Source organism: Serratia sp. CY40230 (assembly GCF_052168835.1).
In the GTDB taxonomy this organism is placed as follows: Bacteria; Pseudomonadota; Gammaproteobacteria; order Enterobacterales; family Enterobacteriaceae; genus Serratia; species Serratia nematodiphila.
Map to the genome: position 1 here is coordinate 14,582 of NZ_JBJNLX010000008.1, position 25,926 is coordinate 40,507.

General features: G+C 60.5%; 21 protein-coding genes. 14 read left to right on the forward strand and 7 right to left on the reverse strand.

The annotated features are described in order from the left end of the window. Positions 1 to 16 precede the first annotated feature (16 nt). The gene (gene argC, locus ACJ8IJ_RS22610) at positions 17 to 1,021 is read right to left on the reverse strand and encodes an N-acetyl-gamma-glutamyl-phosphate reductase (RefSeq protein WP_442518927.1); all 1,005 of its coding nucleotides are present in this window, start codon (positions 1,019 to 1,021) and stop codon (positions 17 to 19) included. A 216-nt stretch (positions 1,022 to 1,237) separates the two neighbouring features. On the opposite strand from argC, the gene argE reads away from it, so the two are divergent. Next, the gene (gene argE / locus ACJ8IJ_RS22615; protein ID WP_004931068.1) at positions 1,238 to 2,383 is read left to right on the forward strand and encodes an acetylornithine deacetylase; all 1,146 of its coding nucleotides are present in this window, start codon (positions 1,238 to 1,240) and stop codon (positions 2,381 to 2,383) included. Positions 2,384 to 2,640: 257 nt separating this feature from the next. Next, the gene (gene ppc, locus ACJ8IJ_RS22620; protein WP_004931070.1) at positions 2,641 to 5,277 is read left to right on the forward strand and encodes a phosphoenolpyruvate carboxylase; all 2,637 of its coding nucleotides are present in this window, start codon (positions 2,641 to 2,643) and stop codon (positions 5,275 to 5,277) included. 103 nt (positions 5,278 to 5,380) lie between these two features. On the opposite strand, the gene metF is transcribed toward ppc, so the two are convergent. The 3 genes from metF to metB all read right to left on the reverse strand — a co-directional run bounded on the left by metF (position 5,381) and on the right by metB (position 10,104). After that, on the reverse strand, positions 5,381 to 6,277 hold the full coding sequence (gene metF, locus ACJ8IJ_RS22625) for a methylenetetrahydrofolate reductase (RefSeq protein WP_019452242.1): 897 nt from the start codon (positions 6,275 to 6,277) through the stop codon (positions 5,381 to 5,383). Between the two features lie 228 nt (positions 6,278 to 6,505). Continuing rightward, positions 6,506 to 8,941, reverse strand: a complete 2,436-nt coding sequence (locus ACJ8IJ_RS22630) for a bifunctional aspartate kinase/homoserine dehydrogenase II (RefSeq protein ID WP_004931073.1) — start codon at positions 8,939 to 8,941, stop codon at positions 6,506 to 6,508. A gap of 2 nt (positions 8,942 to 8,943) precedes the next feature. Continuing rightward, a complete protein-coding gene (gene metB, locus ACJ8IJ_RS22635) occupies positions 8,944 to 10,104 on the reverse strand; it encodes a cystathionine gamma-synthase (protein WP_325962833.1) in 1,161 nt (386 codons plus the stop codon). 304 nt (positions 10,105 to 10,408) lie between these two features. Between metB and metJ the strand changes: the two genes are divergently transcribed. Next, positions 10,409 to 10,726, forward strand: a complete 318-nt coding sequence (metJ, locus tag ACJ8IJ_RS22640) for a met regulon transcriptional regulator MetJ (RefSeq protein WP_004931076.1) — start codon at positions 10,409 to 10,411, stop codon at positions 10,724 to 10,726. A 77-nt stretch (positions 10,727 to 10,803) separates the two neighbouring features. On the opposite strand, the gene rpmE is transcribed toward metJ, so the two are convergent. Then, complete coding sequence (gene rpmE, locus ACJ8IJ_RS22645; protein WP_004931078.1) at positions 10,804 to 11,019, reverse strand: 50S ribosomal protein L31; 216 nt, start codon at positions 11,017 to 11,019, stop codon at positions 10,804 to 10,806. A gap of 200 nt (positions 11,020 to 11,219) precedes the next feature. Between rpmE and priA the strand changes: the two genes are divergently transcribed. From priA to rraA, 7 genes are all read left to right on the forward strand, one after another. Then, entirely contained in the window at positions 11,220 to 13,415 is a 2,196-nt protein-coding gene (priA, locus tag ACJ8IJ_RS22650; protein WP_442518928.1) for a primosomal protein N', read from the forward strand. Positions 13,416 to 13,706: 291 nt separating this feature from the next. After that, a complete protein-coding gene (gene cytR / locus ACJ8IJ_RS22655) occupies positions 13,707 to 14,735 on the forward strand; it encodes a DNA-binding transcriptional regulator CytR (RefSeq protein WP_004931082.1) in 1,029 nt (342 codons plus the stop codon). Between the two features lie 65 nt (positions 14,736 to 14,800). Beyond that, complete coding sequence (ftsN, locus tag ACJ8IJ_RS22660) at positions 14,801 to 15,736, forward strand: cell division protein FtsN (protein WP_131165394.1); 936 nt, start codon at positions 14,801 to 14,803, stop codon at positions 15,734 to 15,736. A gap of 102 nt (positions 15,737 to 15,838) precedes the next feature. Continuing rightward, on the forward strand, positions 15,839 to 16,369 hold the full coding sequence (hslV, locus tag ACJ8IJ_RS22665; protein WP_004931085.1) for an ATP-dependent protease subunit HslV: 531 nt from the start codon (positions 15,839 to 15,841) through the stop codon (positions 16,367 to 16,369). Positions 16,370 to 16,381: 12 nt separating this feature from the next. Further along, positions 16,382 to 17,716 carry an HslU--HslV peptidase ATPase subunit gene (gene hslU / locus ACJ8IJ_RS22670; RefSeq protein WP_004931086.1) on the forward strand — a complete coding sequence of 445 codons (1,335 nt, stop codon included), beginning with the start codon at positions 16,382 to 16,384 and terminating at the stop codon, positions 17,714 to 17,716. A gap of 82 nt (positions 17,717 to 17,798) precedes the next feature. Beyond that, positions 17,799 to 18,716, forward strand: a complete 918-nt coding sequence (locus ACJ8IJ_RS22675) for a 1,4-dihydroxy-2-naphthoate polyprenyltransferase (protein WP_049187716.1) — start codon at positions 17,799 to 17,801, stop codon at positions 18,714 to 18,716. Positions 18,717 to 18,791: 75 nt separating this feature from the next. Then, positions 18,792 to 19,277 carry a ribonuclease E activity regulator RraA gene (rraA, locus tag ACJ8IJ_RS22680; protein WP_004931090.1) on the forward strand — a complete coding sequence of 162 codons (486 nt, stop codon included), beginning with the start codon at positions 18,792 to 18,794 and terminating at the stop codon, positions 19,275 to 19,277. A 60-nt stretch (positions 19,278 to 19,337) separates the two neighbouring features. Here rraA and zapB read toward each other — a convergent pair whose 3' ends face one another. Then, entirely contained in the window at positions 19,338 to 19,577 is a 240-nt protein-coding gene (zapB, locus tag ACJ8IJ_RS22685) for a septal ring assembly protein ZapB (protein ID WP_004931092.1), read from the reverse strand. Positions 19,578 to 20,100: 523 nt separating this feature from the next. On the opposite strand from zapB, the gene ACJ8IJ_RS22690 reads away from it, so the two are divergent. The 3 genes from ACJ8IJ_RS22690 to glpX all read left to right on the forward strand — a co-directional run bounded on the left by ACJ8IJ_RS22690 (position 20,101) and on the right by glpX (position 23,636). Then, positions 20,101 to 20,946 carry an MIP/aquaporin family protein gene (locus tag ACJ8IJ_RS22690; protein WP_015379417.1) on the forward strand — a complete coding sequence of 282 codons (846 nt, stop codon included), beginning with the start codon at positions 20,101 to 20,103 and terminating at the stop codon, positions 20,944 to 20,946. Between the two features lie 42 nt (positions 20,947 to 20,988). Beyond that, entirely contained in the window at positions 20,989 to 22,497 is a 1,509-nt protein-coding gene (gene glpK, locus ACJ8IJ_RS22695) for a glycerol kinase GlpK (RefSeq protein WP_004931097.1), read from the forward strand. A 128-nt stretch (positions 22,498 to 22,625) separates the two neighbouring features. Continuing rightward, positions 22,626 to 23,636: a class II fructose-bisphosphatase gene (glpX, locus tag ACJ8IJ_RS22700; protein WP_016929713.1), complete on the forward strand. Its 1,011-nt coding sequence runs from the start codon at positions 22,626 to 22,628 to the stop codon at positions 23,634 to 23,636. A 194-nt stretch (positions 23,637 to 23,830) separates the two neighbouring features. On the opposite strand, the gene emrD is transcribed toward glpX, so the two are convergent. Beyond that, positions 23,831 to 25,015: a multidrug efflux MFS transporter EmrD gene (gene emrD, locus ACJ8IJ_RS22705; protein ID WP_004931102.1), complete on the reverse strand. Its 1,185-nt coding sequence runs from the start codon at positions 25,013 to 25,015 to the stop codon at positions 23,831 to 23,833. A 297-nt stretch (positions 25,016 to 25,312) separates the two neighbouring features. On the opposite strand from emrD, the gene ACJ8IJ_RS22710 reads away from it, so the two are divergent. Further along, positions 25,313 to 25,924: a helix-turn-helix transcriptional regulator gene (locus tag ACJ8IJ_RS22710; protein ID WP_004931104.1), complete on the forward strand. Its 612-nt coding sequence runs from the start codon at positions 25,313 to 25,315 to the stop codon at positions 25,922 to 25,924. Positions 25,925 to 25,926: the final 2 nt, after the last annotated feature.

Here is a 25,926-nt window from a genome sequence, read left to right on the forward strand (position 1 = left end):
GTTTACTCACGCTGGTTTAAAGGAGTGATTGGGTTTCCGGGAAGCCGAAACGAATATTCAGGCATTGCACCGCCTGCGCCGCCGCGCCTTTCAGCAGATTGTCTTCCACTGCCACGGCGATCAGATGCTCGCCCTGCACCGCAAAACCGATGTCGCAGAACGGCAGCCCCACCACCGCTTTCAGCGCCGGCACGCCCTGGTCGTACAGCCGCACCAGCGGCTTGTCGTCATAGGCGGCATGATAGGCGGCGGCCACGTCCTGCGCGGTCACGCCGGCTTTCAGGCGGCAGGTGATGGTTTCAAGAATGCCGCGAGGGAAATTACCCAGGTGCGGCGTAAAGATAACCGGCACGCCCAGGTGCGCGGCGATCTCCGGCTGGTGCCGGTGAGTGAAAATACCGTACGGCTGCAGGCTCACTTCGCAGAAACTGGTGGTCATGCTGGCCTTGCGCCCGGCGCCGCTGACGCCGCTGGTGGCGTTGATCACCGGCCACTGGTCGAGGTTCAGCAGTTGATTTTCGATCAACGGTTTCAGCGCCAGCTGCGCCGCCGTCGGGTAACAGCCCGGCACCGCGATCAGCTGCGCCTGTTTGATCTTGTCGCTCTGCCACTCCGCCAGGCCGTACACCGCCTGCTCCAGCAGGGCGCCATGCTGATGTTCGAAACCGTAGTACTGGCTATAAAAACCGGCGTCCTGCACGCGAAAGGCGCCGGACAGATCGAACACCACGCAGCCCGCCGCCAGGAAAGCCGGTGCGATATCGTGGCTGACTTCATGGGCGGTGGCGAGGAACACCACGTCGATGCCCTGCGCCGCCTTGGCGACGTCGGTCAACGGCTGCAGCGGCAGATCGACGATGCCTTTCAACTGGGGATGGAGATCGGAAAGCAACTTTCCTGCATCTGCACTTTGCGCTGAAACCGCTAAAGCGGTTATGTTCATGTGTGGGTGGCGATTCAGGTAAGCCGTGAGCTCCGCTCCGGCGTAACCGCTGGCACCAACGATCAGCGTATTCAACATGTGGCCTTTCACCTTCTAAACTGACGTGCGGTCGCTTGCGACCCAGGTAACAGGGCTAGCCAGCGTTGTTGCGCCGTTCACCCACGGAGCCAGGCGTTGATGCTTTTATAAACATCCGGGCATCGGGTTCCCTTACGCTTCGGCTTACTGTATTTTTATTCAAAATAAATGCATGAATATTGATACTATCCTAACCTAAGGCTGTCAACAGTGAAGATGAAATTACCTCCATTTATTGAGCTGTACCGGGCGTTGATCGCCACTCCTTCGATCAGCGCCACCGATGCCGGCCTCGATCAGAGCAATGAGGCGTTAATCAACTTGCTGGCCGGATGGTTTGCCGACCTGGGCTTCCGCGTCGACGTGCAGCCGGTGCCGGAGTCGCGCCACAAATTCAACCTGCTGGCCAGCATTGGTGAAGGCAGCGGCGGACTGCTGCTGGCCGGCCATACCGATACGGTGCCTTACGACGAAGGCCGCTGGACGCGCGATCCCTTCACCCTGACCGAGCACGACAACAAGCTCTACGGGCTGGGCACTGCCGACATGAAAGGCTTCTTCGCCTTTATTCTGGACGCAGTGCGCGACATCGACGCGAGCAAACTGACCAAGCCGCTGTACATTCTGGCGACCGCAGATGAAGAAACGACGATGGCCGGCGCGCGTTATTTCGCCGCCTCCACCGCCATTCGGCCGGATTTCGCCATCATCGGCGAGCCGACCTCGCTGCAGCCGGTGCGCGCGCACAAGGGCCACATGGCCAACGCCATTCGCATCGTCGGCCAGTCCGGCCACTCCAGCGATCCGGCGCGCGGCGTCAACGCCATCGATCTGATGCACGAGTCCATCGGCCGCCTGATGGAGCTGCGCAAAACCCTGCAGGAGCGCTACAACAATCCGGCGTTCGCCGTGCCTTATCCCACCATGAACTTCGGCCATATCAGCGGCGGCGACGCGGCCAACCGCATCTGTGCCTGCTGCGAGCTGCACCTGGATATCCGCCCGCTGCCCGGCATGACGCTCGACAACATCAACGAACTGATGCATCAGGCGCTGGAGCCGGTGAGCCAACGCTGGCCGGGCCGCCTGACCATCGAAGAGCTGCACGCGTCGGTGCCGGGCTACGAGTGCCCGACCGACCACCGCATGGTGGCGGTGATCGAGGAGCTGCTGGGCACCCGCACGCAGGTGGTCAACTACTGTACCGAGGCGCCGTTCGTGCAACAGGTATGCCCGACCCTGGTGCTCGGCCCCGGTTCCATCGATCAGGCCCACCAGCCGGACGAGTACATCGATACCGCGTTTATCGAACCGACGCGCAAACTGCTGGGCCAGCTGGTCACACATTTTTGCCGGCAATAAACCCGACATTTAACAGGGGAAATGCTTTATGCTTCCCCTAACTCAAAATAAGTAGAAAACGGCGAAATAAGCCGTGCTGATAACCGACGCGCCGTAATTAAATTTCAGAAAATGCGCCGATTTTGATGTTTTTTTGCTAAAAATAGTGTCAATTGACGATTGGACAGGAACGCGATGTGATCAGGCAGGCGGTCTGCGCCTGACGCGTGAAATTTATTTACAAGATAAAAATCATACAGAACTGGGTCAGGGGTTATATGAACGAACAATATTCGGCAATGCGCAGTAATGTCAGTATGCTCGGCAAATTGCTCGGCGATACCATCAAAGAAGCGCTGGGTGAGCATATTCTCGATCGCGTTGAGACCATCCGTAAGCTTTCCAAATCCTCACGCGCCGGCAACGAAGCGCATCGCCAGGAGCTGCTCTCCACCCTGCAGAACCTGTCCAACGACGAGCTGCTGCCGGTGGCGCGCGCCTTCAGCCAGTTCCTCAACCTGACCAACGTCGCCGAGCAGTACCACAGCATTTCGCCCAACGGCGAGGCCGCCAGCAACCCGGAAGCGCTGGCTCAACTGTTCAGCCGTCTCAAAGACAAAAAGCTCAGCGACAAAGAGCTGCAGCACGCGGTATCGCAACTCTCCATCGAGCTGGTGCTGACGGCGCACCCGACGGAGATCACCCGTCGCACCCTGATCCACAAGCTGGTGGAGGTCAACACCTGCCTCAGCCAGCTCGATCACAACGATCTGGCCGACTACGAGCGCAACAAGATCATGCGCCGCCTGCGTCAGCTGGTGGCCCAGTCGTGGCACACCGATGAAATTCGCAAACACCGCCCTTCCCCGATCGACGAAGCCAAATGGGGCTTTGCGGTGGTGGAAAACAGCCTGTGGGAAGGCGTGCCGGCGTTCCTGCGCGAATTCAACGAACAGCTGGAAAACTCCATCGATTACAGCCTGCCGGTGGAAGCGGTGCCGGTGCGCTTCACCTCCTGGATGGGCGGCGATCGCGACGGCAACCCGAACGTCACCGCCGAAATTACCCGCCATGTGCTGCTGCTCAGCCGCTGGAAAGCCTGCGACCTGTTCACCCGCGACATCCAGGTGCTGGTCTCCGAGCTGTCGATGACCGAATGCACCCCGGAGCTGCGCGCCCGCGCCGGCGGCGATGAGGTGCAGGAGCCGTACCGCGAAATCATGAAGCAACTGCGCAGCCAGCTGATGAGTTCCCAGGCTTATCTTGAAGGCCGCCTGAAGGGTGAGCGCGTGCTGAAACCGCACGACCTGCTGGTGAACAACGAGCAGCTGTGGGAGCCGCTGTATGCCTGCTACCAGTCGCTGCAGGCCTGCGGCATGGGCATCATCGCCAACGGTCAACTGCTGGATACCCTGCGCCGCGTGCGCTGCTTCGGCGTGCCGCTGGTGCGCATCGACGTGCGTCAGGAGAGCACCCGCCATACCGAAGCCATCGCCGAGCTGACCCGCTATCTGGGGCTGGGCGACTATGAAAGCTGGTCGGAAGCCGATAAACAGGCGTTCCTGATCCGCGAGCTGAACTCCAAACGCCCGCTGGTGCCGCTGAAATGGCAACCGAGCGCCGACACCCAGGAAGTGCTGGAAACCTGCCGGGTGATCGCCGAAGCGCCGCAGGGCTCGATCGCCGCCTATGTGATTTCGATGGCGCGCACGCCTTCCGACGTGCTGGCGGTGCACCTGCTGCTGAAAGAGGCCGGCTGCCCGTTCGCGCTGCCGGTCGCCCCGCTGTTCGAAACCCTCGACGATCTGAACAACGCCGACGACGTGATGACCCAGTTGCTTAACATCGACTGGTATCGCGGCTTCATCCAGGGCAAACAGATGGTGATGATCGGCTATTCCGATTCGGCGAAAGACGCCGGCGTGATGGCGGCTTCCTGGGCGCAGTACCGCGCACAGGACGCGCTGATCAAAACCTGTGAAAAGGCCGGCGTGGCGCTGACGCTGTTCCACGGCCGCGGCGGTTCCATCGGCCGCGGCGGCGCTCCGGCGCATGCGGCGCTGCTGTCGCAGCCGCCGGGCAGCCTGAAGGGCGGCCTGCGCGTCACCGAACAGGGCGAGATGATCCGCTTCAAGTTCGGCCTGCCGGAAGTCACCATCAGCAGCCTGGCGCTGTATGCCGGCGCGATCCTCGAGGCCAACCTGCTGCCGCCGCCGGAACCGAAGAAAGAATGGCGGGCGCTGATGGACGACCTGTCCGAGACCTCCTGCCGGATGTATCGCGGCTACGTGCGTGAAAACCCGGACTTCGTGCCTTACTTCCGCGCGGCCACGCCGGAGCTGGAGCTGGGCAAACTGCCGCTGGGTTCACGCCCGGCCAAGCGCAAGCCAAACGGCGGCGTAGAGAGCCTGCGCGCCATTCCGTGGATCTTCGCCTGGACGCAGAACCGCCTGATGCTGCCGGCCTGGCTCGGCGCTGGCGCCGGATTGCAGGAAGCGGTGAAAGCCGGCAAGCAGGCGGAGCTGGAGGCGATGTGTCGCGATTGGCCGTTCTTCTCCACCCGCATCGCCATGCTGGAAATGGTGTTCGCCAAAGCCGACCTGTGGCTGGCGGAATACTACGATCAGCGCCTGGTGGATAAATCGCTGTGGCCGCTGGGCCAACAGCTGCGCGATCAGCTGGAAAGCGACATCAAGGTGGTGCTGACCATCGCCAACGATGCACACCTGATGGAAGACCTGCCGTGGATCGCCGAATCCATCGCGCTGCGTAACGTCTATACCGATCCGCTGAACGTCCTGCAGGCCGAATTGCTGCACCGTTCGCGCCAGCAGGAGCAGCCGGACGCCCGCGTGGAGCAGGCGCTGATGGTTACCATCGCCGGCGTCGCCGCCGGGATGCGCAACACCGGCTAGTGAACCTCATCGCGGCCCCGTTTATCGGGGCTGTTTTTTTATGTCTCCCCCACAAAAAAAGGCGCCGCGGTAAAGCGGCGCCCTTTTCAATGGAGCAAGCCCGTCAGGCGGCGGCCACCGGTCGCACGCCCAGCGTGTGGCAGATGGCGTAGCTCATCTCGGCGCGGTTCAGGGTATAGAAGTGGAAATCTTTCACCCCTTCGCGGCTCAGGATCTTCACCATGTCCATGGCGATGTTGGCACCGACCATTTTGCGGGTCTCCGCATCGTCGTCCAGCCCTTCGAACATGCTGGTCATCCAGCTTGGCACCCGCACGTTGGTCATGGTGGCGAAGCGCTGCAGCTGCTTGAAGTTGGACACCGGCAGAATGCCCGGCACGATTTCCACGTCGATACCGGCGGCGACGCAACGGTCGCGGAAACGCAGGTAGCTCTCAACGTCGAAGAAGAACTGGGTGATGGCGCGGTTGGCGCCGGCATCGATCTTGCGCTTCAGGTTGATTAAATCTGCCTGCGCACTCTTCGCCTCCGGGTGCACTTCCGGATAGGCGGCGACGGAAATGTCGAAGTCGCCCACGTCTTTCAGCAGCGCCACCAGATCGGTCGCGTACATGTCCGGCTTGCCGCCGCCCGGCGGCAGATCGCCGCGCAGCGCCACGATATGGCGGATGCCGCTATTCCAGTAATCGGTCGCGATGTCGCGCAGCTGCGCCGGGCTGGCGTCGATGCAGGTCAGGTGCGGCGCCGCCTCCAGGCCGGTGCGTTCCTTGATCCCTTTGATGATGCTGTGGGTGCGATCGCGCTCGCCGGAATTGGCGCCGTAGGTGACGGAAACGAATTTAGGTTTGAGGATGCTCAGACGATCGATCGACTGCCACAGGGTCTCTTCCATCTCGCTGGTGCGTGGCGGGAAGAACTCGAATGATACGTTAATCTGGCCGTTCAACTCCGCCAGACTCTGATTCAGCGCTTCCCGCTGGTTTGCGTGGAAAAAACTCATACCCTGCTCACCTCTTATCGATCACTGTTTTTATTTCATCTTGATGAGCGTCTATACGTTTAGACGTCTAGATAGAAAATGCCGCATGTTGGCTAAAGAGTCAACAGGAAAATGAGGGGAATAAGATGATTAATCCTCACCCGCTCAAAGAGGAAATTTCATGACAGCGGCAGGGATAAGTATGGCAGGAAAAGCAAAGGGGCGCGGTGAGCCCGCGCCCGCAGAGGATTAAAGCAGCTGCGCCAATCGGTTAAGGTCTGACTGGATCGCGCCGGCGGTCACGTCGCGGCCGGCGCCCGGCCCGCGGATCACCAGCGGATTATCGCGATACCAGCGGCTTTCGATGGCAAACACGTTGTCGCACGGCAGCAGCGAGGCCAGAGGATGCTCAGGGCGCACCGCCTCCACGCCGACCCGCGCCTTGCCGTTGGCGTCGAAACGCGCCACGTGGCGCAGCACCAGGCCCATTTCGCTGGCGGCCTCAAAGCGCTGCTGCATCTGCTGGTTCAGCGCCTCACCGTTCTCGAAGAACTGATCGACAGAGCCCAGCTCGCAGCCCGCCGGCACCAGCGACTCGACCCGCACCTGGTTCGGTTCGATGTCGTAGCCCGCCTCGCGCGCCAGGATCACCAGCTTGCGCATCACGTCCTGGCCGGAGAGATCGACCCGCGGATCCGGTTCGGTCAGCCCCTGCTGCCAGGCCTGATCCACCAGCTCGGTGAACGGCACCGTGCCGTCATACTGCAGGAACAGCCAGGAGAGCGTGCCGGAGAAGATGCCGCTGATCGCCAGAATGCTGTCGCCGCTGTCGCGCAGATCGCGCACCGTGTGGTTGACCGGCAGGCCGGCGCCGACGGTGGCGTTATACAGCCAGTGGCGGCCGGTTTTGGCGAAGGCGTCGCGAATTTGGCGATAGCTGTCGCTGCACGAGGCTCCCGCCAACTTATTGGCGCTGATCACGTGGAAACCGTAGCTGGCGAAATCCAGATACTGCCCGGCCAGCTCTTCGCTGGCGGTCACGTCAAGCACCACCAGATCGTCGAACGGGTGCGCGCGCATCCACAGGAACAGCGATTCTTCATCCAGCTCCTGCGCTTCGTCCTCAAAGAATGCCAGCGCGCGGCTGGCGTCCAGCCCGTCATAGTTCAGCAGGCTGCGGCGGCTGTCCACCACCCCCGCCAGGATAAATTCGAAGCCGCTGCGCGCGGAGATATGGGTCTGCTCACGGGCGAACAGCTCCAGCCAGCGCGACCCGATATTGCCCTTGCCGAACAGCACCAGACCGATGCGCTTCTCGGCGCGGAACAGGCTTTGGTGCAGCCCCTGGATCAGCAGCGCGGTCGGCCCCTGGCGCAATACCGCCACCAGGCTGATGCCATCTTCCGCCTGCCAGATGAACTCGACCGGCTGATCTTTCAACTGCTGATAGAAACGGTGGCTGTGCAGCGGGTTCTTGCACACCCCGGCGCCGACCATCGCCACCAGCGCCAACCCTTCACGCAGGCGCAGCTCGCCTGGCAGTGCCGCGGCCTGCAGCGTCACCAGCGCGCTGTTGACCACCTCGGAGGTGTAACACAGCTGCACCAGGTTGCGGTCAGGGTGGATGCCCACCGCCAGCGGTTTTATCTGCGCGCGCTTGAGCACCAGATCCAACTCTTTCTGCGCCAGTTTGAAGTCATGTTGAGCGGCGACGTGCAGTTCAATCAGGCACACATCGTCGTGGCTGGTGACAATCTTGGCGCCGGTGCCGGACGCCAATACGCGCTCGATGCGCGTCGAGCCCTGCTCCGGCTGATAGCTGCAGCGCAGCTGAAGATCGATATCGCTGCCGGAGACCGGCTGCAGGGTACGGGTGTGCAATACCGGCGCCGCCAGGCGCGCCAGCTCGCTGGCTTCGTCCAGACGCAGCAGCGGCAGCAGGCAGGCGTCTTTCACCTTGCGTGGATCGGCGCTGTATACCCCGGCCACGTCGCTCCAGATGGTGACGCGCGCAGCGCCGGCCAACGCGCCGACCTGAGTGGCGGAGTAGTCGCTGCCGTTACGCCCCAACAACACGGTTTCCCCGGCGTCGTTGCGCGAAATGAAGCCGGTCACCACCAGGCGTTTGCCCGGATGTTGAGCCATCAATTGCTGCAGCAGCGGGTAAGAACGGCCTTCATCCACCTGCGGCTGCGCGGCGCGCTCGGCGCGCAGGAAATCACGCGCGTCCAGCCAGGCCGCCTGCATATCCAGCTGATTAAGCACCGCCGCCATCAGGCGCGCCGACCAGATCTCGCCGTGCCCGACCACTTCGGCATAGCATACCTCGTCGACTTTGCCGTCCAGCAGCGCCGCCAGACGTTCCAGATCCTGAATGAACTCGGCGATCAGCGGCTCGGCACTTTCCGGCGGCAACAGGCCGCTGATAAGCTCGCTGTGATAGCGACGCAACGTCTGCTGCACCTGGTGCGCAGACAGGCGATCGCTCTGGCTGAGCTTCAGCCAGTTGATCAACTGGTTGGTGGTACTGCCGGCGGCCGATACCACCATCATGTCGCCCGGCTGGCTGTATTCCGCCATAATCCCGGCCACACGCAGATAACACTTCACATCCGCCAGACTGCTGCCGCCAAACTTGTGCAGTTGACGCCCGCTCACCGGCCCTGCTACAGCAATTGCATTCATGCTTACCTCGTTGCCGCCGCCTGGAAAGCGCGTTCCAGATCGGCAATCAAATCTTCACTGTCTTCAATACCCACGGAAATGCGCAGCAGGCTCTCGGAGATGCCGGCCGCTGCCCGCGCCTCCGCCGCCATGCCGGCGTGAGTCATGGTCGCTGCATGCGAGATCAGGCTTTCTACGCCGCCCAACGATTCTGCCAGAGTAAACAGCTCAAGGGCAGAGAGAAAACGGCGCAGCACCGCTTCATCGCCGTCCAGTTCAAAACTCAGCATCGCGCCGAAACCGCGCTGCTGACGGCGGGCGATCTCATGCCCCGGATTCTCCGGCAGGGAGGGATGATACAGCTTTTTCACCAGCGGTTGCTGCTGTAAATAGTCAACAATCGCTTCAGCGTTTTGTTGCGCCGCCTTGATGCGCGGCGACAGCGTGCGCATGCCGCGTAGCAACAGATAACTGTCGAACGCGCCGCCGGTCACGCCGATGTTGTTCGCCCACCAGGCCAGCTCGACCGCCAGCTCGGGATCTTTGGCAATCACCGCCCCGGCCACCACGTCCGAATGCCCGTTCAGGTATTTGGTGCAAGAATGGACCACCAGATCGGCACCGAGTTCGATCGGCTGTTGCAGGGCCGGGCTGAGGAAGGTGTTGTCCACCACCGTCAACGCGCCCGCCGCATGCGCGGCAGCGCAGATCGCCGCGATGTCCACCACCCGCAGCAGCGGATTGCTGGGGCTTTCTATCAGCACCAGCTTCGGCTTTTTCGCCAGCGCCTGCTGCAGGGCTTCTTCATTACCCTGATCGACGAACAGCACGCGATAGGCGCCGCGCTTGCTCAGGCTGTCGAACAGCCGATAGCTGCCGCCGTAGCAGTCGTGCGGCGCCACCAGCAGATCGCCGGGCTTCAACAACACGGTGGTCACCAGATGGATCGCCGACATCCCGCTGCCGGTCATCACCGCGCCGGCGCCGCCTTCCAGCTCCGCCAACGCGCGCTGCACAACGTCGCGCGTCGGGTTGCCGCGGCGCGAGTAGTCATGAGCTCGGGGTTGGTTGAAGTCGGTAAAGTTATAGGTGCTGGACAAATGAATCGGCGGGACAACGCAGCCGTACTGTTCGTCGTCGTTCAGGCCGCTGCGTACGGCAATCGTGGCTGGTTTACGCGTCATGGGCTCGCTCGGCTCTCGGTTCGGTGGATGAGGCCTAAAGAGTAATCGCAGGATTGATAGACGTCAATACATCTGGACATCTAAACTTCTTTGCGTATAGATTGAGCAATGACGCAATACCCGCTAAAATTATGCCGATATGACATGACGATAAGATGTTAAGCGGCAATGCCTGGCCGAAGCGGGGCATTCAGTGACCCTGGTCGCGTAAAATTGACATTTATTTAGTGAGAACAGTGAAGATCGGGCATAATTGGCCGGTTTTTAGAATTTTGTAATTTTTCTGACAAAGTTAAGGTGTCCCATGGCTGAGTGGAACGGCGAGTATGTCAGCCCTTACGCTGAACACGGTAAAAAAAGCGAGCAAGTCAAAAAGATCACGGTATCCATTCCGCTGAAGGTCCTGAAAATCCTCACCGACGAACGGACCCGTCGCCAGGTGAACAACCTGCGCCACGCCACCAACAGCGAACTGCTGTGCGAAGCGTTTCTGCATGCCTTTACCGGCCAGCCGCTGCCGAACGATGAAGACCTGCGCAAAGAGCGCAGCGATGAAATCCCGGAAGCCGCAAAAGCGTTGATGCGCGAACTGGGTGTCGATCCCGATACCTGGGAATATTAAGAACCGCCCGGCGAACGCCGGCGGCAGAAACGAAAAAAGGCGCCAAAGGCGCCTTTTTCATCGGACGATAAGAAATCTTATTTCTTAGCGCCTGGTACGCTGAAACGCTTGTTGAAGCGGTCAACGCGGCCACCGGTAGCAACGTCACGCTGCTTGCCAGTGTAGAACGGGTGGCATGCGCCACAAACGTCCAGGTTCAGATCGTGGCCCACGGTGGAGCGGATCTTCATCACGTTACCGCAAGAGCAGTTAGCAGTAACTTCTTCGTATTTTGGGTGGATACCTTGTTTCATGGGAAACCTCAGTTAAGGCCGTGTCGCTATCCAGCCCTGTTTCGCCAGACACCACACGTGGTTGATAATAGAATTTTGGTATCGAATTATACCAAAGGCGGCAAATTATACAGCATTAGTCGGGGCGCGCAATCGGAACCGTACATTTGCCGATGCGCCGTGTAAACTGATGCCCACTTTTTTTCAATTTGGATGAGATCATGCCCGTCGTACACGTTGCTTTGCCGGTCCCCCTCGCCCGCACCTTCGACTATCTGCTGCCGCCCGGCATGCAGCCGGTGGCCGGCGCGCGCGTGGGCGTGCCCTGGGGCAGGCAGCATGCAATCGGCATCGTCACCGGCTGCAGCGACACCAGCGAACTGCCGCTGGACAAGCTCAAACCGATCGACAGCGTGATCGACACCGAGTCGCTGTTCTCTCCCAGCCTGTGGCGCATCCTGCGCTGGGCCAGCGATTACTATCACTATCCCATCGGTGAAGTGCTGTTTCATGCGCTGCCGATCCTGCTGCGCCAAGGCAAACCGGCCGAGGCCGCGCCGCTGTGGCAGTGGTTCGCCACCGAAGAGGGGCGCGCCACGCCGCCCGAAAGTCTGAAACGCGCGCCGAAACAGCAGCAGGCGCTGGCGGCGCTGTTGCAACGCCCGGTCTATCGCCATCAGGTCAGCCAGCTTGAGCTGACGGAAAGCGCTCTACAGGCGCTACGCGCCAAAGGGCTGATCGACCTGCGTGCTCAGGTCGCGGCCACGCAGGACTGGCGCCCCAATTTCGCGGTGCTTGGCGAGCGGCTGCGGCTGAATACCGAACAGGCCACCGCCGTCGGGGCGATCAGAAGCGAGGATGAGCAGTTCGCCGCCTGGCTGCTGGCCGGGGTCACCGGCTCCGGCAAGACCGAGGTGTATCTCAGCGTGCTGGAGAACGTGTTGGCCAAAGGCCGGCAGGCGCTGGTGCTGGTGCCGGAAATCGGCCTGACGCCGCAAACCATCGCCCGCTTTCGCGAGCGCTTCAACGCGCCGGTGGACGTGCTGCACTCCGGGCTGAACGACAGCGAACGGCTGGCAGTTTGGCTGCGCGCGCGCAGCGGCGAAGCCGCGATCGTCATCGGCACCCGCTCGGCGCTGTTCACGCCGTTCCGGCAACTGGGCGTAATCATCATCGACGAAGAGCACGACAGCTCTTATAAACAGCAGGAAGGCTGGCGCTACCATGCCCGCGATCTGGCGGTGTTTCGCGCCCGGGAAGAGGACATCCCGATGGTGATGGGCTCCGCCACGCCGGCACTGGAAACGCTGCACAACGTGCAGCTGGGCAAATATCGCCAGTTGAAGCTCACCCAACGCGCGGGCAACGCCAAACCGGCGGCGCAGCACCTGATCGATCTGAAAGGGTTGCCGCTGAAGGTCGGCCTGTCACAGCCGCTGTTGAAAAGCATGCAACATCATTTAAAAGCCGGCAATCAGGTGATGCTGTTCCTCAACCGCCGCGGTTACGCCCCGGCGCTGCTGTGCCACGAGTGCGGCTGGATCGCCGAGTGCCAGCGCTGCGATCACTACTACACCTTCCACCAGCATCAGCGCCAGCTGCGCTGTCACCACTGCGACAGCCAGCGACCGGTGCCGCACCAATGCCCGCAGTGCGGCTCCACCCACCTGGTATCGGTCGGCGTCGGCACCGAACAGCTGGAGCAGGAGCTGGCGCCGCTGTTCCCCGACACGCCGATCACCCGCATCGATCGCGACACCACCAGCCGCAAAGGGGGGCTGGAGCAACACCTGGCGGATATTCATCGCGGCGAAGCGCGCATTCTGATCGGCACGCAAATGCTGGCCAAGGGCCACCATTTTCCCGACGTCACGCTGGTGGCGTTGCTGGACGTGGACGGCGCGCTGTTCTCCGCCGACTTCCGCTCCGCCGAGCGTTTCGCTCAGCTCTATACCCAGGTCTCCGGCCGGGCGGGCCGCGCGGGCAAACAGGGTGAAGTGCTGCTGCAAACCCACCACCCGGAGCACCCGTTATTGCAGGTGCTGCTGCAACAGGGTTACGACGCCTTCGCCAAACAGACGCTGGCGGAGCGCAACAGCGTGTTTCTGCCGCCCTACACCAGCCACATCATCGTGCGCGCCGAAGATCACGATAACCAACAGGCCCCGCTGTTCCTGCAGCAGCTGCGCAATCTGTTGGAAGCCAGCCCGCTTAAGGACGATTCGCTGTGGGTGATGGGCCCGGTGCCGGCGCTGCAGTCCAAACGCGGCGGCCGTTTCCGCTGGCAGCTGCTGCTGCAGCATCCGACACGGCGCGTCCTGCAACAGCTGATGAAAAGCTCGCTGCCGCTGATCGGCACCCTGCCGCAAACGCGCAAGGTGAAATGGACGCTGGATGTCGATCCGATCGACAGCTGATCCCGGAAAAGTCCGATTTAGCTGCCGCAGTGCAAACGTTTACCCTTGAAATTGCGAGCGAACGCTAAAAAACCTTCTCAGGTCACATTTTTTATGCAAATTAGGTAACAAAGGCGGGGCGTATTCTGTTTAGAATGTCTGCGAGGGCAAATTTTGTCGCCACATCGCAGCGCGACGGAGTGCCCGAACGCGAGTGGCGCTCAATGACAACAATCTCGCCACCGCATGCCGGACATTGTGAGCAAACAGCAGTAGTGGCGTCGGCATGGGGCTGACGCAAGGAGAAAGGCGTTGGAACACAAGAAAGAGTTATCCATGGCGACCATGAAAGACGTCGCCGAAATGGCGGGCGTTTCAACGGCTACCGTATCGCGTGCGCTGATGAACCCGGAAAAGGTGTCAACGCCAACGCGCCAGAAAGTGGAACAGGCCGTGCTGGCCGTGGGTTATTCTCCTCATGCTCTGTCACGCAATATCAAACGCAACGAATCCCGCACCATCCTGGTGATCGTGCCCGACATCTGCGATCCGTTTTTCGCCGATGTGATCCAGGGGATCGAACAGACCGCGGCCCAACAAGGTTATCTGGTGCTGATCGGCGACTGCGCGCAGCAAAATCAGCAAGAGCGCACCTTCGTCAATCTGATCATCACCAAACAGATCGACGGTATGCTGCTGCTGGGCTCCAACCTGCCGTTTGACGCCAGCAAGGAAGAGCAGCGCAACCTGCCGCCGATGGTGATGGCCAACGAGTTTGCCCCTGAGCTGGAACTGCCGACGGTGCACATCGATAACCTGACCGCCGCCTTTGAAGCCGTGCATTATTTGCATCAATTGGGCCACCGGCAGATCGCCTGCGTCGCCGGGCCGGAACAGATGCCGCTGAGCCATTATCGGCTGCAGGGTTACGTTCAAGCGCTACGTCGTAATGGCATTACCGTCGAAAGCAGCTATATTACCCGGGGTGATTTTACCTACGAAGCCGGCGCGCAAGCGCTGACGGCGCTGATGGCTCAGCCGAAACCGCCGACGGCGGTGTTCTGCCACAGCGATGTCATGGCGATCGGCGTGCTGTCCCAGGCGAAGAAAATGGGGCTGCGGGTACCGCAGGATCTGTCGATCGTCGGCTTTGACGACCTCAAGCTGGCGCAGTATTGCGATCCGCCGCTGACCACGGTGGCGCAGCCGCGCTTCCAGATCGGCCAGCAGGCGATGTTGCTGCTGCTGGAGCAGTTGAACGGCCAGACGGTGGCCAGCGGCTCCCGGCTATTGGACAGTGAATTGATTATCAGAGGCAGCACCGCTGCCCCGAAACGCTAGTCAAATATTTTAGGGTTCAGTAACATGACGGACTTATCCTCTCATCAGGACACAGCGGAATAATAGTGGCACAAAAAGACTATGTAAGCCGTGGGCGCGCAGCAGGAGCTAAGCGCAAAACCCCCAGCCGTAAAAAACGCAGTTCTCCGAAGGTTTCCAAAACCGTGCTGGCGTTAGCCGTCGCGTTGCTGGTTGTCTTTGTCGGTGGCCTCTATTTCATTACGCACAACAAGCCGGAAGACGCGCCGTTGTTGCCTGCGCACACCACGCGCCCGGGCAACGGCCTGCCGCCGAAGCCGGAAGAGCGCTGGCGCTATATCAAAGAGCTGGAAAACCGACAGATCGGCGTGCAAACCCCGACCGAACCGACGGCCGGCGGCGAGCTCAATTCCAAAACTCAGCTGACCGCCGAACAGCGGCAGTTGCTGGAACAAATGCAGGCCGACATGCAGCAGCGTCCGACGCAGCTGAATGAAGTGCCGTATAACGATCCGGGCCAGGCCAATGCGCGCAGCAACCGCCAGCAGCAGCAGATGCAACAACAGCAAATGCAGCAGCAGCCGGTACAGCAACAGCAGCAGGTCACTCAGCCGCCGCGCAACCCGTTCAACAACGGGGCCACCACCGCGCCGGTGCAGCAGCACCAGCAGCCGAAGCCGGCCACCCAGCAACCGGTGCAGGTGAAACAGCCTGAGCCGAAGCCGCAACCGAAGCCGGAGCCCAAACCGGAAGTGAAACAGGAAACGGCCAAGCAGGAAACCAAGCCGGAATCGAAACAGAAGTGGATGGTGCAATGCGGTTCGTTCCGCGCCACCGATCAGGCTGAATCCGTGCGTGCACGCCTGGCGTTCGAAGGCATCGAGAGCCGCATCACCGCCGGCGGCGGCTGGAATCGCGTGGTGCTCGGCCCCTACAGCAGCCGCGCCGCAGCGGACAAAACCCTTTCGCGCCTGAAGGGCGTCGGCATGTCGAGTTGCATTCCCCTCTCCGTTGGGGGTTGAAAAGCGTCAATCCCCCCCCATCTATACTCTCAATATGCCTCGTAGCGTCTGCGAAAGCAGGCGCTGCGGGGACTTCTTTCCGTCTTTAACGAGGGTCTGCTCGTGACAACAATTGTAAGCGTACGCCGCAACGGCCAGGTCGTCATCGGTGGTGATGGCCAGGCAACCCTGGGTAATACGGTGATGAAGGGTAACGTCAAGAAAGTGCGTCGCCTGTATAACGACAAAGTGATCGCCGGTTTCGCCGGTGGCACCGCTGACGCCTTCACGCTGTTTGAACTGTTTGAACGCAAACTGGAAATGCATCAGGGCCACCTGGTGAAAGCCGCCGTCGAGCTGGCGAAAGACTGGCGCACCGACCGCATGCTGCGCAAGCTCGAAGCGCTACTGGCGGTCGCCGATGAAACCGCCTCGCTGATCATCACCGGCAACGGCGATGTGGTGCAGCCGGAAAACGATCTGATCGCCATCGGCTCCGGCGGCCCGTACGCCCAGGCTGCCGCCCGCGCCATGTTGGAAAATACCGAACTGAGCGCCCGCGACATCGTTGAGAAATCTCTCAACATCGCCGGCGACATCTGTATTTACACCAACCATTTCCACACCATTGAAGAATTGCCTTCCAAAGCGTAAGGATCGAATACCATGTCTGAAATGACCCCGCGCGAGATCGTCAGCGAACTGGACAGCTATATCATTGGCCAAAACAAGGCCAAACGCGCTGTCGCCATTGCCCTGCGCAACCGCTGGCGCCGGATGCAGCTCAACGAGATGCTGCGTCACGAAGTGACCCCGAAAAACATTCTGATGATCGGCCCGACCGGCGTCGGTAAAACCGAAATCGCCCGCCGTCTGGCGAAGCTGGCCAACGCGCCGTTCATCAAGGTTGAAGCCACCAAGTTCACCGAAGTGGGCTATGTGGGCAAAGAAGTGGACTCCATCATCCGCGATCTAACCGATGCCGCCATCAAAATGGTGCGCATGCAGTCGATCGAGAAAAACCGCACCCGCGCCGAAGAGTTGGCCGAAGAGCGCATTCTCGACGTGCTGATCCCGCCGGCCAAAAACAACTGGGGCCAGCCGGAAGAAAATCAGGAACCGTCCGCCGCCCGCCAGGCATTCCGCAAGAAACTGCGCGAAGGCCAGCTGGATGACAAAGAGATCGAAATCGATCTGGCCGCCGCGCCGATGGGCGTGGAAATCATGGCGCCTCCTGGCATGGAAGAGATGACTAACCAGCTGCAGTCGATGTTCCAGAACCTCGGCGGCCAGAAGCAAAAACCGCGCAAGCTGAAGATCAAAGAAGCCTTCAAGCTGCTGGTGGAAGAAGAAGCCGCCAAGCTGGTGAATCCGGAAGAGCTGAAAGAGCAGGCGATCGAAGCGGTTGAGCAGCACGGCATCGTGTTTATCGATGAGATCGACAAAATCTGTAAGCGCGGCGGCCAAAGCTCCGGTCCGGATGTCTCGCGCGAAGGCGTGCAGCGCGATCTGCTGCCGCTGGTGGAAGGCTGCACCGTGTCCACCAAGCACGGCATGGTGAAGACCGATCACATCCTGTTCATCGCTTCCGGCGCGTTCCAGACCGCCAATCCGTCGGATCTGATCCCGGAGCTGCAGGGCCGTCTGCCGATCCGCGTTGAGCTGCAGGCGCTGACCACCGAAGACTTCGAGCGCATCCTGACCGAACCGAGCGCGTCGCTGACCGAGCAGTACAAAGCGCTGATGGGCACCGAAGGCGTCAACATCGAGTTCACCGCCGACGGCATCCGCCGCATCGCCGAAGCCGCGTGGCAGGTCAACGAAAGCACCGAGAACATCGGCGCGCGTCGTCTGCACACCGTGCTGGAGCGTCTGATGGAAGATATTTCCTACGATGCGAGTGAAATTAATGGCCAATCCATTACAATTGATGCGGATTACGTGCGCAGTCATCTGGATGAACTGGTGGCGGATGAAGATTTGAGTCGTTTTATCCTATAATCGCTCAATCATTGTCTTGTCAGTCATCTGTGTGGGAGGCATTGCCTCCCACAATTATTTGTAACGGACACAGAAGCGAAACATGAGCTCATCAACCTCCACCACCCCGATTTCCGCCTGGCTGGAAAGTCTACGCCCCCGCACCCTGCCGCTGGCCTTTGCCTCCATCGTGGTCGGCTCGGCAATCGCCGCCTGGCACGGTAGCCTGAAACCGGAAGTAGCGCTCCTGGCGCTGTTGACCGCCGGCCTGCTGCAGATCCTCTCCAACCTGGCGAACGACTACGGCGATGCGGTCAAAGGCAGCGACAAAGAAGATCGCATCGGGCCATTGCGCGGCATGCAGAAAGGCATGATCACCCAGGCGCAGATGAAACGGGCGCTGGTGGTGACGGTGGTGCTGATCGCCCTTGCCGGCTGTTCGCTGATCGCCGTCGCCTGTGAGCAACCCAGCGACGTGGTGGGTTTCCTGGTGCTGGGCGGGCTGTCCATCGTGGCGGCCATCACCTACACCGTCGGCAACAAGCCCTACGGGTATTTGGGGCTGGGCGATATCTCGGTGCTGGTGTTCTTCGGCTGGCTGAGCGTGGCCGGTACCTACTATCTGCAGACGCACACCTTCGACAGCGTCGTGATGCTGCCCGCCACCGCCTGCGGCCTGCTGGCGACGGCAGTGCTCAACATCAACAATCTGCGCGATATCGAAAGCGATCGCGAAAACGGCAAGAATACGCTGGCGGTGCGTCTCGGCCCGCACAAGGCGCGCATTTACCATGCCCTGCTGCTCGGCGGCGCGGTGCTGTGTTTCGCGCTGTTCACGCTGTTCAACCTCCACAGCCCGTGGGGTTGGCTATTCGTGCTGGCGATCCCGCTGCTGGCGCGCCACGGCCTGCGCGTGCTGCGCGATCCGACGCCGGTAGGCATGCGGCCGATGCTGGAGCATATGGTCAAGGCGGCGTTGCTGGCCAACCTGCTGTTCGCCATCGGCGTGGCGCTCAGTTAAAAACTGATGATTTTGCCAACAGGGCGAATAAAGGGATATACTGAACATTCCAGCGGCAAACAGACGTAAAATCCTATGAAATACGATACTTCCGAACTTTGCGACATCTATCATGAAGAGGTGAACGTTGTTGAACCTCTGTTCTCCAATTTTGGCGGGCGTACTTCATTTGGCGGGCAGATCACCACGGTGAAATGCTTTGAGGATAACGGCCTGTTGTTCGATCTGCTTGAAGAAAACGGCCGCGGCCGCGTGCTGTTGGTCGACGGCGGCGGTTCGGTACGCCGGGCGCTGATCAACGCCGAACTGGCGCGCCTGGCCGCCCAGAACGAATGGGAAGGCATCGTGGTGTACGGCGCGGTGCGCCAGGTGGACGATCTGGAAGAGCTCGACATCGGCATTCAGGCGATGGCGGCGATCCCGGCGGGTGCCGTAAGCGAAGGCGTGGGCGAAAGCGATATCCGCGTCAACTTCGGTGGCGTCACCTTCTTCTCCGGCGACCACCTGTATGCCGACAACACCGGCATCATCCTCTCCGAAGACCCGCTCGACATCGAGTGATTTTCGGACATGAAAAAGGGCGCCTCAGGCGCCCTTTTCGTTGCTGCATGGCGTAAGGAATCAAACCTCTTCCATTTTGCCCAGCAGCGCGCGCAGGCGATCTTGCCATACGTGCTGTTCTTCTTTCAGCTGTTGGTTTTCACGCACCAGCGCTTCGTGGTTGCCGGAGGCAGCCTGAACTTCCTGCGACAGAGAGTTGTTTTTGTCTTTCAGCTCTTCAATTTCCATCTGCAACAAGGTGATGGTATCAATCGCCTGCTGTACTTTTGCTTCCAGTTTCTCAAATACTTCAAATGACATGCTTCAGTCCCCTCATGATAGCAAGGCGTACATCTATAAGTAGCGGCCGCAACGTCGGCTGCAGCTACTGCGAATATTGCATCGCGCTCAGTGACGCGCGCCGTTACGAAAGGCGCGCCGGTCTCGATTCGTTAAAAACGATTGTAAGTAGCCAGTCTCCGCCTGTCTAGCAACATACCGGATCATCGCGCAGTCTGTTGCAATTTTCCTGCCCTCGCCATCAGCAAAAACTGAAAATCCCCATCGCCGCCGCCGCGAGTTGTTAACGCCCCTCGCTAAACCACTGGTCAGATCACACTTTTATGGCTCAGAAAGAACACTAAACGACGCGAAATCGCTCAATTTTATGACGCGCCACACACATTTTGATTTCGCTATTTCTCGTTTATGTTCGTTAACGATAAATTTACATCACGTCCTCATTCAATAATTGGACGAGATGAAAAAACTGTGCCCATAGGTCAGATGTATACCTGGCTGAGCCTATAAACCAACAACCGCCGTTTTGCAGGACACCAACATTATGAGCCAAACCACCAGTCCGACATTAAAAGGCCAGTGCATCGCCGAGTTCCTCGGCACGGCGCTGCTGATCTTCTTTGGCGTAGGCTGCGTTGCCGCGCTGAAACTGGCGGGCGCCAGCTTCGGCCAGTGGGAAATCAGCATCATTTGGGGCCTGGGCGTCGCCATGGCCATCTATCTGACCGCCGCGATTTCCGGTGCGCATCTCAACCCGGCGGTCACCCTCGCCCTGTGGCTGTTCGCCTGCTTCGACGGGCGCAAAGTGGTGCCTTATATCATTGCGCAGGTCGCCGGCGCCTTCTGCGCTGCCGCCCTGGTCTACGGGCTGTACTATAACCTGTTCTTCGACTTCGAAGCGGCCCACCACATGGTGCGCGGCAGCAACGAAAGCCTCGAACTGGCCGGCATCTTCTCGACTTACCCTAACGCGCACATCTCCGTCGGCCAGGCCTTCCTGGTAGAAATGGTGATCGCTGCAATCCTGATGTGCCTGATCCTGGCGCTGACCGACGACGGCAACGGCATTCCACGCGGCCCGCTGGCGCCGCTGCTGATCGGTATTCTGATTGCCGTGATCGGCGCCTCCATGGGACCATTGACCGGCTTTGCGTTGAACCCGGCGCGTGACTTCGGGCCGAAACTGTTCGCCTACCTGGCCGGCTGGGGCAAAGTCGCCTTCACCGGCGCACGCGACATCCCGTACTTCCTGGTGCCGATCTTCGCCCCTATCGTCGGCTGTGGCCTGGGCGCTTTCGGTTACCGCGCGCTGATTGGCCGCCACCTGCCGTGCGACGTCTGCGTGACGGAAGAAGAGCCCGACGCCAAGACCCAGCAGCGTAAAGCGTGATGGGTGCAGTTTTACACGGTTAACAACAGCAGGATAATTACCATGACTGTAGAAAAAAAATACATTGTCGCACTCGACCAAGGGACCACCAGCTCACGTGCCGTCGTGCTCGATCACGACGCCAACATCGTTGCAGTATCGCAGCGCGAATTCCCGCAGATCTATCCAAAGGCCGGCTGGGTTGAGCACGACCCGATGGAGATCTGGGCGTCGCAAAGTTCGACGCTGGTAGAAGTGCTGGCGAAAGCCGACATCAATTCCGATCAGATCGCCGGCATCGGTATCACCAACCAGCGCGAAACCACCATCGTCTGGGAAAAAGAGACCGGCAAGCCGATTTACAACGCCATCGTTTGGCAGTGCCGCCGCACCGCCGACATCTGCGAGAAGCTCAAGCGCGACGGCCTGGAAGAGTACATCCGTCACAACACCGGCCTGGTGGTTGACCCGTACTTCTCCGGCACCAAGGTGAAGTGGATCCTGGACAACGTCGAAGGCGCCCGTGAGCGCGCCAAGCGCGGCGAACTGCTGTTCGGCACCGTGGATACCTGGCTGGTGTGGAAAATGACCCAGGGGCGCGTACACGTCACCGATTACACCAACGCCTCACGCACCATGATGTTCAACATCCACGAACTGGACTGGGACGAACGCATGCTGGAAGTGCTGGATATCCCGCGCGCCATGCTGCCGAAAGTCCGCCCGTCCTCCGAAGTGTACGGCCAGACCAACATCGGCGGTAAGGGCGGCACGCGTATTCCTATCGCCGGTATCGCCGGCGACCAGCAGGCGGCACTGTACGGCCAGCTGTGCGTTCAACCGGGCATGGCGAAGAACACCTACGGCACCGGCTGCTTCCTGCTGATGAACACCGGCAAAGAAGCGGTGCGTTCGAAAAACGGCCTGCTGACCACCATCGCCTGCGGCCCACGCGGCGAAGTGAACTATGCGCTGGAAGGCGCGGTGTTCATCGGCGGTGCGTCTATCCAGTGGCTGCGCGACGAGCTGAAACTGATCAGCGACGCCGCCGACTCCGAATATTTCGCCACCAAGGTGAAAGACAGCAACGGCGTCTATGTGGTGCCGGCCTTCACCGGCCTGGGCGCGCCCTACTGGGATCCGTATGCCCGCGGCGCCATCTTCGGCCTGACCCGTGGTGCCAACAGCAACCACATCATCCGCGCCACGCTGGAATCCATCGCCTTCCAGACCCGTGACGTGCTGGACGCCATGCAGGCCGACGCCAACACCCGCCTGCAATCGCTGCGCGTGGACGGCGGCGCGGTCGCCAACAACTTCCTGATGCAGTTCCAGTCCGATATTCTCGGCACCCGCGTAGAACGCCCTGAAGTGCGTGAATCGACGGCGCTGGGCGCGGCGTTCCTGGCGGGCCTGGCCATCGGCTACTGGAACGATCTGGATGAAGTGAAGAGCAAAGCGGTGGTTGAGCGTGAATTCCGCCCAAGCATCGAAACCACCGAACGCAACTACCGCTACAGCGGCTGGAAAAAAGCGGTGGCTCGCGCTCAGGCATGGGAAGATCACGAGTAATCCCGAAGCTGCCGTTTCGCCAACAAGCGCTGCCTGCGGGCGGCGCTTTTTTTTGCCCCGCCCTGCCGCCACCGCGCTGTGATAGACTTTGTCGATATTTTCCTCCCTTTCTCACAGACAGGTTTGCCATGAAACGTGAATTAGCCATCGAATTCTCCCGCGTTACCGAAGCCGCCGCGCTGGCGGGCTACAAATGGCTGGGGCGCGGCGACAAGAACGCCGCCGACGGCGCGGCGGTCCACGCCATGCGCATCATGCTCAACAAAGTGGATATCGATGGGCGCATCGTGATCGGCGAAGGCGAGATCGACGAAGCGCCGATGTTGTATATCGGCGAGCAGGTCGGTACCGGTCAGGGCGACGCAGTCGACATCGCGGTCGATCCGATCGAAGGCACCCGCATGACCGCCATGGGCCAGTCCAATGCGCTGGCGGTATTGGCGGTGGGCGATCGCGGCACCTTCCTGCACGCGCCGGACATGTACATGGAGAAGCTGGTGGTCGGCCCGGCGGCGCGCGGCGCCATCGATCTCAACCGGCCATTGGCAGAGAACCTGCAGAACGTCGCCGAACGACTCGGCAAACCGCTGTCGCAGCTGACTGTTATCGTATTGGCCAAACCGCGCCACGACGGCGTCATCGCGCAGATGCAGCAGCTGGGCGTGCGAGTATTCGCCATTCCTGACGGCGACGTAGCGGCCTCCATTCTCACCTGCATGCCGGAAAGCGAGGTCGATGTGATGTACGGCATCGGCGGCGCGCCGGAAGGGGTGATCTCAGCCGCGGTGATCCGCGCGCTGGACGGTGACATGCAGGCGCGTTTGCTGCCGCGTCATGAGGTGAAAGGCGACAGCGCCGAAAACCGCCGCATCGGCGAACAAGAGTTGGCCCGCTGCCGGGAGATGGGTATCGAAGCCGGCCAGGCGCTGCGTCTGGATCAGATGGCGCGCAACGACAACGTGATCTTCTCCGCCACCGGCATCACCAAGGGCGATCTGCTGGAAGGCATCAGCCGCCAGGGCAACATGGCCACCACCGAAACGTTGCTGATCCGCGGCAAGTCGCGCACCATCCGCCGTATTCGTTCGACCCACTATCTGGATCGCAAAGACCCGGCGCTGCACGAGTTTCTGCTGTAACGAAACAGGGCGCCGAATGGCGCCCTGATGATTGATGACAAACCTCATGCCCTTGCCGTGTTGGCAGAGAACAGCGAATAAAAAACAAGGAAAATCAATTTATTGATTTTCGGCTGATAACCACAAAGGGGAGAAAAACCCCGCTTTTTCTCCCCTTTGTCAACGGTATGAGGGCGCCGAATGGCGCCCTGTCGTTATGCGGTATGCCCCTGATGCTGCATACGATTGGACAGCGGCCACCAGCACAGCAGGATCAGCAGCGCCATCGCGAACATCAGCAAGCCGAGGCTGAACTGCCCGGTTTGCGGCAACATGGCGGACAGCCAGGTCGCCAGACCGGACCCCATGTTCTGCATCCCGCCCACCAGTGCGCCCGCCGCGCCGGCCAGGTAAGGGAACGGCTCCATCGCCCCGGTGGTCGCCAGCGGGAACAGCATGCCGGCGCCGAAGAAGAACAGCGCGGCCGGCACGATCAGCGTCCAGATGTTCATCACGCCGAACCAGCCCGGGATCCACATCATCGCCCCCGCCAGCAGGCAGCTAATCACCGAATGCCACATCAGCGTGTGGAAGGTCTTGCCGTCGCGCCCGGCGTACCAGGCGCCGAAAAACGCCGCCGGGATCGGCAGAATGAACAGGATGCTGACAGTCAGCCCACTCAGCCCCAACACGCCGCCCATCAACACGCCGCAGCTGGCCTCGAATACCGCAATCCCCGCCAGCGCGCCGATCAGCATCACCAGATAGCAGCTGAAGGTGCTGTCACCCAGCAGCTGGCGGAAACTGGCCAGCATGCGACGTTTTTCCGTTTGCACCGGGCGGGTTTCCGGCAGCCAGCGGAACATGGCGAAGGCGACGCAGGCGCACAGCGCCAGCAGGAAGGCGTAGCAGGCGCGCCAACCGAACACCATCGCCAATGCGCCGCCGATCACCGGCGCCAGCAGCGGGCTGACCAAAATCCCCATGTTCAACAGGCTGTTGGCGTAGCGCAGTGCGGTGCCGGCATACAGATCGCGCGGCATGGTGCGCGCCATCACGCCCGCCACGCCGGTGCCCATGCCCTGAATCGCGCTGGCGGCGACCAGCATCGTCAGGTTGGTGGACAGCAGTGCGCCCAGCGCACCGACCAGGAAGATCATCATGCCGGTCAGGATCACCGGGCGGCGCCCGATCCGATCCGATATCGGCCCGTAAATCAGCTGGGAGAAACCGTAGGTCAGCAGATACGCCGCCATCACCCGTTGCACGGCGCCGGTGCGAACCGACAGATCGTGGGCGATATCAGCAATAACGGGAACATAAATGGTTTGCGCCATCTGGCCGACGGCGACCAACAGGATAAGCATCACCAGCAGGTGAAAATTCTCTAGTTTTCTCATTATCTTCGTTAACGTTTCAACTCGTCACAGCGTCCCGGTATGGCCGTTGCAGCAGCCAGAACGGCGAGCAGCCCTCTATGGCGGCATAAACTAATCAAATCTGATTTTTTTAGCGAGTTTCAGGCAGATATTGATCCAGGTCACACTGGCAGCAAACCCGACCAGGCTCGTAAATTAAACTGTACGTCTAACGCTTTGGAGTTAAAAATAGCGCCCTTGCAGTAGCCGCGCTTTAGCATTTAATCGATAATTATTTTCATCAACTTGAAATAAAATAACACCATAGGGATTTGGTTCATGAAAACACCTGAGCTGATTTTATTGCAGTTAAAGGCTCTCGGCCCGCACTCGGCCAAAATGCTGGCGGAGCGTCTGGACATCACGCCGATGGGCATCCGACAACATCTGCAATCCCTGGAAAAACGTGAGTTGGTTTGTTACGAAGAAGCGCGCAGCAAGGTCGGCCGCCCGACGCGCTACTGGTCGCTGACAGCGCGAGGGCACGCTTTTGCGGCCGCCGATCAGGAACGGCTGCGGGCATCCGCGCTGCGGCTGTTTGGCGGCGCCGGCGTGGAACCGTTGCTGAACGCGCGCGAAGAGCAGCTTTATCTGCGTTATGCCGAAGAGCTGTCTGCCGAGCGCAGCCACCAAGAGCGGTTAGCCCGATTGGTGCGTCTGCGGCAACATGATGGTTACATGGCCGAATTGCTCGATCATCCGCACGGTGCGCTGTTGGTGGAAAACCACTGTCCGATCGGCGTGGCCGGTTCCAACTGCAGCAGCCTGTGCAATTCCGAGCTGCAGCTGTTTCACCGCCTGTTCGGCAACGACTACCGGATAGAGCGCACCACGCACGCCATTTCCGGCTCACGACATTGTGCTTATTTGATTCGACCACGGGAGCTTTAGAG

Bases quoted from the DNA above. Each gene is read 5' to 3' on its own strand.
- argC (WP_442518927.1), bottom strand. From the start codon at position 1,021: ATGTTGAATACGCTGATCGTTGGTGCCAGCGGTTACGCCGGAGCGGAG.
- argE (WP_004931068.1), top strand. From the start codon at position 1,238: ATGAAATTACCTCCATTTATTGAGCTGTACCGGGCGTTGATCGCCACT.
- ppc (WP_004931070.1), top strand. From the start codon at position 2,641: ATGAACGAACAATATTCGGCAATGCGCAGTAATGTCAGTATGCTCGGC.
- metF (WP_019452242.1), bottom strand. From the start codon at position 6,277: ATGAGTTTTTTCCACGCAAACCAGCGGGAAGCGCTGAATCAGAGTCTG.
- ACJ8IJ_RS22630 (WP_004931073.1), bottom strand. From the start codon at position 8,941: ATGAATGCAATTGCTGTAGCAGGGCCGGTGAGCGGGCGTCAACTGCAC.
- metB (WP_325962833.1), bottom strand. From the start codon at position 10,104: ATGACGCGTAAACCAGCCACGATTGCCGTACGCAGCGGCCTGAACGAC.
- metJ (WP_004931076.1), top strand. From the start codon at position 10,409: ATGGCTGAGTGGAACGGCGAGTATGTCAGCCCTTACGCTGAACACGGT.
- rpmE (WP_004931078.1), bottom strand. From the start codon at position 11,019: ATGAAACAAGGTATCCACCCAAAATACGAAGAAGTTACTGCTAACTGC.
- priA (WP_442518928.1), top strand. From the start codon at position 11,220: ATGCCCGTCGTACACGTTGCTTTGCCGGTCCCCCTCGCCCGCACCTTC.
- hslU (WP_004931086.1), top strand. From the start codon at position 16,382: ATGTCTGAAATGACCCCGCGCGAGATCGTCAGCGAACTGGACAGCTAT.
- ACJ8IJ_RS22675 (WP_049187716.1), top strand. From the start codon at position 17,799: ATGAGCTCATCAACCTCCACCACCCCGATTTCCGCCTGGCTGGAAAGT.
- rraA (WP_004931090.1), top strand. From the start codon at position 18,792: ATGAAATACGATACTTCCGAACTTTGCGACATCTATCATGAAGAGGTG.
- zapB (WP_004931092.1), bottom strand. From the start codon at position 19,577: ATGTCATTTGAAGTATTTGAGAAACTGGAAGCAAAAGTACAGCAGGCG.
- ACJ8IJ_RS22690 (WP_015379417.1), top strand. From the start codon at position 20,101: ATGAGCCAAACCACCAGTCCGACATTAAAAGGCCAGTGCATCGCCGAG.
- glpK (WP_004931097.1), top strand. From the start codon at position 20,989: ATGACTGTAGAAAAAAAATACATTGTCGCACTCGACCAAGGGACCACC.
- glpX (WP_016929713.1), top strand. From the start codon at position 22,626: ATGAAACGTGAATTAGCCATCGAATTCTCCCGCGTTACCGAAGCCGCC.
- emrD (WP_004931102.1), bottom strand. From the start codon at position 25,015: ATGAGAAAACTAGAGAATTTTCACCTGCTGGTGATGCTTATCCTGTTG.
- ACJ8IJ_RS22710 (WP_004931104.1), top strand. From the start codon at position 25,313: ATGAAAACACCTGAGCTGATTTTATTGCAGTTAAAGGCTCTCGGCCCG.